This is a genomic window from Streptomyces laculatispora (genome assembly GCF_017353455.1).
In the GTDB taxonomy this organism is placed as follows: Bacteria; Actinomycetota; Actinomycetes; order Streptomycetales; family Streptomycetaceae; genus Streptomyces; species Streptomyces laculatispora.
In genome coordinates, this window is sequence record NZ_JAFMPZ010000007.1 from 1 (window position 1) to 2,518 (window position 2,518).

3 protein-coding genes are annotated in these 2,518 nt (G+C 73.5%); 1 reads left to right on the forward strand and 2 read right to left on the reverse strand.

Translation table 11 applies throughout. The features are described 5' to 3' along the window. The first annotated feature begins 166 nt into the window (after window positions 1-166). A complete protein-coding gene (locus J1C73_RS00385; RefSeq protein ID WP_207314542.1) occupies window positions 167-805 on the forward strand; it encodes a TetR/AcrR family transcriptional regulator in 639 nt (212 codons plus the stop codon). A gap of 140 nt (window positions 806-945) precedes the next feature. Here the strand turns inward: J1C73_RS00385 and J1C73_RS00390 are convergent, their stop codons facing one another. Next, window positions 946-1,818, reverse strand: coding sequence for a MaoC family dehydratase (locus J1C73_RS00390; protein ID WP_207314540.1), 873 nt, complete (start codon window positions 1,816-1,818; stop codon window positions 946-948). A 4-nt stretch (window positions 1,819-1,822) separates the two neighbouring features. Continuing rightward, window positions 1,823-2,518: SDR family oxidoreductase (locus J1C73_RS00395; RefSeq protein WP_207314541.1), on the reverse strand; the 696-nt coding region annotated here is incomplete at its 5' end.

Below are 2,518 nucleotides of genomic sequence, written 5' to 3' on the forward strand. Positions count from 1 at the left end.
GGGTACGGGGCACAGTCGTCGTTGCTCCTGCGTAGTTCACCGGCCACCGGGGGCGTCGCGGGACGCGGCCCGCACCACGGGGCCCGGCCCTGCGCCGTACTCTTACCGGGGAGTAGTGCAACGGGGGCGGGAGGGAGCCGACGTGGGTGCTGTGAAGGGCAAACGGATGCCGCGCGCCGTGCGCGAGCAGCAGATGATGGACGCCGCGGTGCGGACCTTCGGGCAGCGCGGCTACCGGGCCGCCTCGATGGACGAGATCGCCGAGTTGGCCGGGGTGTCCAAGCCGCTGGTGTATTTGTACCTGAATTCCAAGGACGAGCTGTTCACCGCGTGCATCCGGCGCGAGGCGCAGGCGCTGCTCGCGGCGGTGCAGGCGGGGGCGGAGCCGGGACTGCCCGCCGATCGCCAGCTGTGGTCCGGGCTGCGGGCGTTCTTCACGCACACCGCGGAGAACCCGGACGGCTGGGCGGTGCTGTACCGCCAGGCGCGTACGCACGGGGAGCCGTTCGCCACCGAGGTGGGCGTGATGCGCGACGAGATCGTTGCGTTCGTGACGGGTCTGATCGGAGCCGCGGCGCGCGAGGCGCACCACGATCCGGCGCTTCCCGACCGCGATGTGGCCGGTCTCGCGCAGGCGTTGGTGGGTGCCGCGGAGTCGCTCGCCGGCTGGGCGAACGAGACTCCGGGCGTCTCGGCCAAGGAGGCCGCGGCCACCTTGATGAACTTCTCCTGGGCCGGTCTGGAGAACCTCATGCACGGCCGTTCCTGGCAGCCGCGGGGGCAGGCCGCGGGGCGCACCCGGTGAACTGACCCGGTGTTCTGGTCCGGTCGAGCGGGCCGCGGACGGACGCGCCTCCACGTCCGTACGCACCTCTGGCCTGACCCCGCCATGCCCCCGGCGGGCGCCCCATTCGTTCGCTGAACCCCGCGGTCACGGGACGGCCCTCAGTCGCCGGTCCGGGGCGCCGCCGTTCCGGTGAGGTGGACGCGTTCGTTGTCGCCGCTGCCGTCGCGGAGCTGGAATCCGGTGCCGTCGGAGGCGTAGGTGACGGTGCCGGGCAGCAGGACGGGCGCCTTGAAGTCGGCCCGCACGGTATGGATCAGGTGCGGCCGCGGGGCCTCGGCGAGGCAGCGGGCCACGGTCCACATGCCGTGCGCGATGGCGCGCGGGAAGCCGAACAGCCGTGCCGTCAGCGGGTAGAGGTGGATGGGATTGCGGTCGCCCGACGCGGCTCCGTAGCGTCGTCCCAGGTCGGCGGGGAGCCGCCACTCGGCGATGGCGGGCAGCGCCACCGCTGCGGCGGGCGGGGGCGCGGCGGTGGTTTCCGGCGTCGTCCCAGTGGCTTTTGCTGTCGTCCCGGTGCGCGTCGCGTGCCGGGACAGATAGCCGCTGCGGGACTCCCACACCAGCTCGCCCGACTGCCGCGCCTCGGTGACCACGGTGACCTCGGTGCCGCGTCGGTGCGGCATCAACCCAGCGGCGTACACGGTCAGTTCGAGTTCGTCCGTGGGATACAGCACCCGGTGTGCGGTGATCTCGATCCAGGTGTGGACGAGTCCGGTGACCGGCAGCGGGAAGCGCCGCCGGGTCATCAGACGCATGGCGAGCGGGAAGGCCAGGACGTGGGGGTAGGTGACCGGCAGGGCGCCCGAATCGGCGAAGCCGCAGATCCTGCGGTACGCGGCCAGTGGCCTCGCGGCGAGGGGCGCGGCCGGGCGGGTCGCCCGGTCGGCCGGCAGCTCGGCGTCTGGCCGGCCGGCCCGTTTGAAGGGAGAGGTGGCGGCTCCGCGCGCCAGCGACAGGATCAGGCTCGCCACCGGATCACGCCCCCAGCAGGCTCTGGCCGCAGACCCGGACGATCTGGCCGTTGACGGCGCTCGACGCGGGCTGGGCGAACCAGGCGGTCGTCTCGGCGACATCGACCGGGAGGCCGCCCTGCGAGAGGGAGTTCATCCGGCGGCCCGCCTCGCGGATGAAGAGCGGGACGGCGGCGGTCATCTTCGTCTCGATGAAGCCGGGGGCGACCGCGTTGACCGTGACGCCGTGGTCGGCGGCGGCGCGCGGGGCGAGCGAGCGGACCAGGCCGATGATGCCGGCCTTGCTGGCCGCGTAGTTGGTCTGGCCGTTGTTGCCGGCGATGCCCGCGATGGAGGCGGTGGCGACGATCCGGCCGCCGCGGTTGACGGTGCCGGTCTTCAGCAGCGCGTCCGTGGTGCGCAGGACGCTGTCGAGGTTGACGTCGATGACGGACGCCCAGCGGTCGGCGGCCATGTTGGCGAGCCGCCGGTCACGGGTGATGCCGGCGTTGTGGACGAGGATGTCGAGGCCGTCGGGGGCGGCGGCGGAGATCCGGGGGGCCGCGTCGTCCGCGGTGATGTCCAGCGCCAGGGCGGTGGCGCCGAGCCGGTCGGCGGTGCGCACCAGGTCCTCCCGGGCCTGTGGAACGTCCAGGCAGATGACGTGGGCGCCGTCCCGGGCCAGCACCGAGGCGACCAAGGCGCCGATGCCGCGGGCCGC